Source organism: Thiocapsa sp., assembly GCF_011390875.1.
GTDB lineage: Bacteria > Pseudomonadota > Gammaproteobacteria > Chromatiales > Chromatiaceae > Thiocapsa.
Genome location: NZ_JAABRP010000214.1, coordinates 1 through 7,673, shown reverse-complemented (window position 1 = coordinate 7,673; position 7,673 = coordinate 1). Strand labels below are relative to the sequence as shown.

At 64.1% G+C, this 7,673-nt stretch carries 5 protein-coding genes and 1 tRNA gene; 2 read left to right on the top strand and 4 right to left on the bottom strand.

What is annotated here, in order from left to right:
- Window positions 1-431: 431 nt before the first annotated feature.
- Together GPT33_RS15405 and GPT33_RS15400 are read right to left on the bottom strand one after the other, a co-directional pair.
- Window positions 432-1,346, bottom strand: coding sequence for a transporter (locus GPT33_RS15405; protein WP_296810519.1), 915 nt, complete (start codon window positions 1,344-1,346; stop codon window positions 432-434).
- A 597-nt stretch (window positions 1,347-1,943) separates the two neighbouring features.
- A complete protein-coding gene (locus tag GPT33_RS15400) occupies window positions 1,944-3,026 on the bottom strand; it encodes a PA0069 family radical SAM protein (RefSeq protein WP_296810517.1) in 1,083 nt (360 codons plus the stop codon).
- Window positions 3,027-3,232: 206 nt separating this feature from the next.
- Between GPT33_RS15400 and tsaA the strand changes: the two genes are divergently transcribed.
- Window positions 3,233-3,955 (top strand): tRNA (N6-threonylcarbamoyladenosine(37)-N6)-methyltransferase TrmO, encoded by a 723-nt coding sequence (gene tsaA / locus GPT33_RS15395; RefSeq protein WP_296810514.1) that lies wholly within the window; start codon window positions 3,233-3,235, stop codon window positions 3,953-3,955.
- A 246-nt stretch (window positions 3,956-4,201) separates the two neighbouring features.
- Here the strand turns inward: tsaA and rlmB are convergent, their stop codons facing one another.
- Window positions 4,202-4,993, bottom strand: a complete 792-nt coding sequence (gene rlmB / locus GPT33_RS15390) for a 23S rRNA (guanosine(2251)-2'-O)-methyltransferase RlmB (protein ID WP_296810512.1) — start codon at window positions 4,991-4,993, stop codon at window positions 4,202-4,204.
- 2 nt (window positions 4,994-4,995) lie between these two features.
- Window positions 4,996-7,395, bottom strand: a complete 2,400-nt coding sequence (gene rnr, locus GPT33_RS15385) for a ribonuclease R (RefSeq protein ID WP_296810509.1) — start codon at window positions 7,393-7,395, stop codon at window positions 4,996-4,998.
- A 117-nt stretch (window positions 7,396-7,512) separates the two neighbouring features.
- Between rnr and GPT33_RS15380 the strand changes: the two genes are divergently transcribed.
- Window positions 7,513-7,599 (top strand) — tRNA-Leu (locus tag GPT33_RS15380).
- The last annotated feature ends 74 nt before the right edge of the window (window positions 7,600-7,673 follow it).

The window sequence follows — 7,673 nt, the reverse complement described above, 5'->3', positions numbered from 1 at the left end:
AACAAGCGTAGTCGTGGCGGCCTTTAAACTAACCTACAGACTGTCCTGCAGCGAAAGATGAATCCGCGCCATCCTTTTGGCGCGCGTCAATCCGACGTAGACCCGTTTACGCAGGTTCTCATACAGCTCGCGCGAAACGAGGCGTTATGGACGCGCAGAGCGCCGAACACTGAACGAGACGCCCTCGCGGGCCCTCAAGTGAGCAACCACCACAAAGAGGTTGTCCGCTCGCGGATTGCCTCGCTCACCGAGCATCCGCATCGGGATCTTCGGGCTCCTTTGAAGCTCTGGTAAGTGCCATTCGTCTCACCCTTCCTTCTTGCGGTGTCGGCGAACACCCACCTGAACCGCGCCGACTCGGCCCCCCGAGGATCCAGCAGCGCCGATCCGACTCGGGGCCCGGCGCACGTCGGACAGGACGCGGTTCAGTCTCAATGAAAGTGATGCACGAACCGCAGGTTGAATCTAGAGCCCTCGGGGCGATTCTCCGCCTCCGTTTCCCAATAAGCGTTCACGAAGAGATGGTCGTGCTTGGAGAAGTGGTAGACCAGGCCGGGGCCAATGCCGATGACCTGCTCCTCGCTGTCGCGCACGCCGCGACCGTCGATCTTGCTCTCGGTGAACTGCTTGAGAAAATAGCCGTTGATGCCGATACGCAGCCGATTCGGCAGCACCTCGTAGGCACTCGCGAAGTTGGCATGGATGGCTTGACCGGCCTGGGAATCGTTGGCGCCGAGCGGCTTATAGGGGTCGCTGTTCTCCGCGTTCCAGAGATAGTGCAGACGCCATGAGGCCGTCCATTTCGGCGCCAAGAAGGCCGTCGCGGCCCAATAGGGATTGAAGGAGAAGTAATTGCTGCCGACGTTCAGTGCATCGTTCGCGTCGTAGGAGCCGGTCGGGAAGATCAGCTGAAATTCGACCCGCTGTACGAATCTGGGTCCGTTTGGACCCATGATGGGATCCCACTGCAGATAGGGTCCGATCAAGAGATCCCCCAGATTGCCCCCGTTCGCCGAGAGCGCGAAGTTGTCCTTCGGATCCAGATCGAAGCCGGCATAGGGCAACATCAGATTCATGCCCCACTTACCGCCCAGCAGCAGGGGTTGGTCCGATTGATAAACGAGCTGGGTCAGACCGATGTTCGCCTCGACCTCGGCCTTCTCGAGACCGCGCGCGGTCGGCAGACGCAGGTCAGTGCCGCCGGCATCCTTGAGGCGCCCGTTGCGATAGAACTGCACGTACTGCTGGGCGTACCATCCTGGCCCCGACGGCGGCGCACCGTCCAGAAAACTGGTGAACCCGAGATTCACCGCGGGCAGGTCGTACGCCTGTGTCAGCGACGCCATCCCGAGCCCAACCCCCGCAACCCACAGTCTTGCACCCTTCTTCGTCATCGTCGCGCCCCTGATTGTTCTTGAGTTTGGAAACGAGGCGCGACCCCCTCGCGCCCGAAAAGCGCGTGAAGGATAAGGGAATGCGTGGGGCGTGACAAAGCGATGACAGCGTGGGGGAGCGAAGAACCTCCGGGTGACGGCCTTCACCTTCCAGCCGCCTGCCTCCGGGCGCCTGCCGCCTGCCGCCTGCGTCCAGCGACTCGCTATCAGCGATCAGATGTCAGCAGCGGATCCAGACCAGGCACGATCCATCGGGATGCGGTGGAGGCTGGCGGCTGGAGGCTGAAAGCTAACAACTGAGAGCCAATGACTGATCACTAACCGCCGACCACCCCGCCTCCTTCGCCGCTCACGCTGCCCGATACCGCGTCCAGAGGGAGATGCTCATTTTCGGGTGAGCTCGTCGTTTGGTGAATCCGCAACCCCAAGCGGGGACACGGTTTAAAATGATATATTTATTAATCTCTTAAACCGCGCAGACTCCAGCGGTCGTCATGCCTGCCGGAGCCGATCCCATCCAAAAACATCGCATACCGCGCCGGGCGCGGTTTAATCCTGCTCGAAGAGATCGAGCTGGCTCCCCGGGAGCTGCGGCCGGCGAAAGCGCGACGCGTCGAGATCCCATCCGCTGTCCTGTCGGTCCAAGCCCAAGCGTCGCGCGGCTAGGCGAAAGCGCTGAGCGAGCAGCTCGGCGACCGGGCCTTTTCCGGTCATGCGAGAGCCGAACTCCGGGTCGTTGAGACGTCCACCCCGACATTGTCGGATCAGGCTCAGGACCCGCTCGGCCTGATCCGGGACATGCACTCGGAGCCAGGCAGCGAACAGCGCAGCAACCTCGCGTGGCAAACGGATCAGCAAGCAGCCGGCGCGGGAAGCACCCGCCGCAGCGGCTCGCTCCAGGATGCGCTCCAGGTCCACATCCGTCAGACCCGGGATCAGCGGCGAGACGAGGACGCCGACGGGCACGCCGGCCTGCGCCAGCCTCTGCACGACCTGCAAGCGCCGCTCCGGGGAGGCTGCCCGCGGCTCCAGCCGACGCGCCAGGTGCGGATCGAGCGTCGTCACCGAGATCTGCACCGCGACCAGTCCAAGCTCGGCCATCGGGACCAGCAGATCCAGATCGCGCAGGACCAGGGCCGACTTGGTGGTGATGGCGACCGGGTGACGACACTCATGCAGGACCCGAAGCACCGAGCGCGTCAGCGCGAGGCGTCGCTCGATCGGCTGATAGGGATCCGTGTTCGCCCCGAGCACCAGGGTTGCGGGGCGATAATTCCGGGCAGCCAGCTCTTGCTCCAGTTGGCGCACTGCATCCGGCTTCCAGAAGAGGCGGGTCTCGAAATCCAGCCCGGGAGAGAGGCCCAACCAGGCGTGTGTCGGACGCGCATAGCAATAGATACAGCCATGCTCGCAGCCGCGGAACGGATTCACGGAGCGATCGAAGGGGATGTCGGGCGACTGGTTGTAGCTGATGAGGGTACGGCTCGTGTCCACCCCGAGCTGCGTGCGCAGGGGCGGGACCTCATCGTCGAGCGGCCAACCGTCGTCCTCGGCCTCGCGTCGCTCGGCCGAATAGCGCGAGTCCGGGTTCAGGGTCGCTCCGCGTCCCGCGGGTTTGGTCGATCCGGTCATTTCGGGAGAGGCCGCCGTCCGCCGGCCTCCAGCGCGCGGCCCTTCAAGTTGCCCGTGTGCGCCCGTCTGGCCCGACATTCATCCCGGCGCAGGGCGAACAGGCCCCCGCCGAGGCGAGCCTGCAACGCGAAGCAGGAGGCCGACGGCGGGAGACCGGCGGCATTCTCCGGCATAATGAGCATCACCCAATCACAGCAGGCCAACGCGTGTCCTTCACCTTCGCCCCAATCGGCTACATCCGCTCGCCCTACACCGACAAATTCGGGATCCCGCGCCAGCCCGGATTGGTCACAGCCGCCGAGGCGCGTGTGGAGCTTCTGCCCGAGTTCGCCCGAGAGGAGGCATTCAAGGGACTCGAAGGCTTCTCGCATGTCTGGATCCTCTTCGTCTTTCACGAGGGCTGTCTGACCGCCGGTTGGAGCCCGACGGTGCGGCCTCCGCGTCTCGGCGGCCGCGAGAGCGTCGGCGTCTTCGCAAGCCGCGCGCCGTATCGGCCGAACCCCATCGGGATCTCCGCGGTCGAGCAGCTGGGGCTCGTCAGAGATGCGCGCGGACTCGCGCTCGCGCTGCGGGGCGTCGATCTATTGGATGGCACGCCGGTCCTGGACATCAAGCCCTATGTGCCATATGCCGACAGCATCCCCGAGGCCGGAAGCGGTTTTGCAACGGCACCCGAGATCGCCGCTGCAGACGTCGCCTTTTCCGTGGAGGCATTACACGGCATTGCCGAAGCCGATCCGACCGGGACGCGCAGACTGCGCACGCTGATCGAGCAGGTCCTCGCCCAAGATCCGCGCCCGGGTTATATGGATCGCTACCCCGAGCGGCGCGAGTTCGGACTCCGGCTGTATGACCGCAATGTCCGCTGGCGGATCGAGGGGAAGGCGATGCAGGTGGTCGCCGTCGAGCCGATCGGAGACACGATCTGAACGGCTTGCTGATCAACTTCGGAAACCCAAAGCTGGAGTATCGGCGCTTCACGCGAAGTAGGAGCCCTGAACAGACATGAACAGGATATGAATGAATTCTGAACATTGATGAAGAGGATGAAGAGGATGGGAATCAGGAGCGTTTGTCCTGTCTATCCTCGTCAACCATTTTTATAAGATCCCCATGTATAACACTGATAACCACAACCGAATCGACGCTGTCCGTGAAAACTTGGGGCAGCGCGCTCACCGGCGCTGACGTAGCGCCTCGTAGAGACAGACGCCGGCTGCGACCGAGACGTTGAGACTCTCGACCGTCCCGCACATGGGTAGACGGACCAGTCGATCGCAGTGCTCGCGTGTGAGGCGGCGCAGGCCGGTGCCTTCGCTGCCCATGACGAGGCCGAGCGGTCCGGTGAGATCGGCGGCATAGAGCTCGGTGTCTGCATCGCCGCTGGTTCCGGTCAGCCAGATCCCGCGCTCCTTGAGATAGTCCATGGTCCGCGCCAGGTTGGTGACCTGGACATAGGGCAGGGTCTCGGCAGCCCCGCTGGCGACCTTGCAGACGACCGGGGTTAGGCCAACGGCATTGTCCTTGGGTGCGATAACGGCGTGAACGCCGGCACCTTCCGCAGTGCGCAGGCAGGCACCGAGATTGTGCGGATCCTGAACCTCGTCGAGTAAAAGCAGGAAGGGCGGGCCCTCGACGCGCTCCAAGAGCAGATCGAGATCCTGCTCGGAGCGGGCCGCCGGAACCCGCACCCAGGCCAAGACGCCCTGGTGATTGGTGCCCTCGGCGGCACGCTCGAGTTCGTCGCGCTCAACCTGCCGGACCTTCACGCCCGCCTGGCTCGCAAGATCGGCCAGCTCGGACAAGCGTCGGTCACGACGACTGCGGTCGAGCCAAAGCTCACCGACCCCTTCGCTCCCGAACTTGATTGCCGCGCGCGCGCTGTGGATACCGCCGACCGGGTGCAGACCCGTCGCGGGGCGCCGCACCTCGTCACGGCTCACGACGGGGCGTCGCGATGGCTTCATGTTCAGGAGGTGGGCGCCGTGCCGGCCGGTTTGCGCTTGCGCCGGTTGCGCGAGCGCGGCTTCTTGGCGCCTTCGGCGGGCTTGTCCGCGTGGGGGTGGGCCTGTGCCGGCGCATCTTGAGCCGATGCCGCGGATTGACCCGTTGGCTTGGGTTTCGACTTACGTCCGCCTTGTCCGCCCTTCCCGCCTTGTCCGCCCTTGCCGCCCTTCCCGCTCGGCTCGGCGAGCACGAAGTCGATCTTGCGATCGTCGAGATTCACGGCTGCAACCTGCACCCGCAGCGGATCGCCGAGACGGTAGACAGTGCCGGTGCGCTCGCCGTGCAGACGATGACCGATCGGGTCGAAATGGTAGAAGTCGTTGTCGAGTGCGGTGATGTGCACCAGACCGTCGACGTGGACCTCGTCCAGCTCGACGAAGATGCCGAAGGAGTTGACGCTGGTGATGATGCCGTCGAACTTCTCGCCGAGTTTGCCTTGCATAAACTCGCACTTGAGCCAGTCGTCGGCATCGCGGGTCGCCTCGTCCGCACGCCGCTCGGTACCCGAGCAGTATTCGCCGATCTGCTGCAGCTCCATCTTCGAGTAGTCCAGGTCGGCAGCGGTGCCGCCGCGCAGGATGTGCTTGATGATCCGATGGACGACCAGATCCGGATAGCGACGGATGGGCGAGGTGAAATGGGTATACGCCTCGTAGGCCAGACCGAAATGACCGACGTTGTCGGAGCTGTACATCGCCTGCTGCATGGATCGCAGCAAGACGGTCTGGATCAAGCCGCGATCCGGGCGCTCCTTGACCATCTCGAGCAGCGCGGCATAGTCCTTCGCGGTCGGTTTCTCGCCGCCCGGGAGCTTGAGCGCGAGCTGCCCCAGGAACTCGCGCAGGTCACTCAACTTCTCGGCGTTCGGCAGGTCATGGATGCGGTAGAGCGCCGGCATCTTTTTGCGCTCGAAGAGACGCGCCGCGGCCACGTTCGCGGCCAGCATGCATTCCTCGATGATCTTGTGCGCCTCGTTGCGCACCAAGGGCACCACGGCGGCGATCCGTCCCTGCTCGTTGAAGACGAACTTGGTTTCGACGGTGTCGAAGTCGATGGCACCGCGCTCGGCGCGTGCCTGGTGCAGGGTCTGGTAGAGGGCATAGAGTTCATGCAGGTGCGGCAGCAGGTCCGCGTGCTTCTCGCACAGATCGCCATCGCCGTCGACGATCATGGCGGCGACCTGATCGTAGGTCAGCCGCGCATGCGAGCGCATGACGCCCTCGAAGAAGCGGGTCCGCGTGACCTTGCCTTCCGCATTGATATAGAGCTCGGCGGTCATGCAGAGCCGATCGACATGCGGGTTGAGCGAGCAGAGCCCGTTGGAGAGCACCTCCGGCAGCATCGGGACGACCCGGTCCGGGAAGTAGACCGAGTTGCCGCGCGAATAGCCCTCGGTATCCAGCGCCGTACCGGGCACCACATAGCTCGAGACATCGGCGATGCTGACCAACAGCTTCCAACCCTTGGGCTTGCGCTCGCAATAGACGGCGTCGTCGAAGTCACGCGCATCGGCCCCGTCGATCGTGACCAGCGGAAGCTTGCGCAGATCCGTACGACCTTCCTTCGCCGCGTCCGGGACCTCGCTGCCGAGCCCGGCGATCTCGGCCTCGACCGCCTCCGGCCACTCGATCGGCAGATCATGGGCCCGAATCGCGATGTCCGTCTCCATCCCGGGCGCCATGTGGTCGCCCAAGACCTCCAGGATCCGGCCGATCGGCTGGGTGCGCTGGGTCGGCTGATCCGTGATCTCGGCGACGACGATCTGACCCTGCTCCGCCCCCGAGATCCGGTCGCTCGGGATGATGATGTCGTGGGTCAGGCGCTTATTGTCCGGCGCGACGAAGCCGACACCGCTTTCCTTGTAGAGCCGCCCGACCACGGTGCGGGTCTTGCGCTCCAGGATCTCGACGACCGCACCCTCGAGCCGACCCCGTCGATCGCGCCCTGCGACGCGCACAACGACGCGATCGCCGTGAAACAGCGCGCGCATCTCTTTAGGATAGAGGTAGAGGTCGTCGCCACCCTCGTCCGGGCGCACGAAACCGAAACCGTCCGCATGTCCGATGACGCGACCGGCGATCAGGTCGCGGCGGTTGACCAGGCAGAATGCCTGGTTGCGATTACGCACCAGCTGACCGTCGCGCACCATGGCACCGAGTCGGCGCTCCAGGGCGATCAGGTCCTGCTCGTCGGTGAGGTTGAGCTCGCGGGCCACCTCGTCTGCACCGGCCGGTGCGCCGAGGTTGGTGAGTGTTTCGAGGATGAATTCGCGACTGGGGATGGGGTTGGCGTATTTTTTCGCCTCGCGCTGGCGATGGGGATCCGCTTCTTTGGCGGCTGTCGGAGTTCGGCGTCTTGTCACTTGGGCTCGTTCTTGTCCGGAAAAGGTTAGTGTAGCCTTGACACCCTTTGGTTGTCTCACTAATATTCGCGCCTTGCCACGGGGGCGGCCTTGTTTAAGACAACCCCGGAACCTCATGCCGAGGTGGCGGAACTGGTAGACGCGCATGGTTCAGGTCCATGTGGGCGAAAGCTCGTGGAGGTTCGAGTCCTCTCCTCGGCACCATTTCATTTCGAATTTCGAATCAGGCTCACCCCGAATGACGGGAGCCCGAGCCAGCACCCGCATCTGAATCGGTC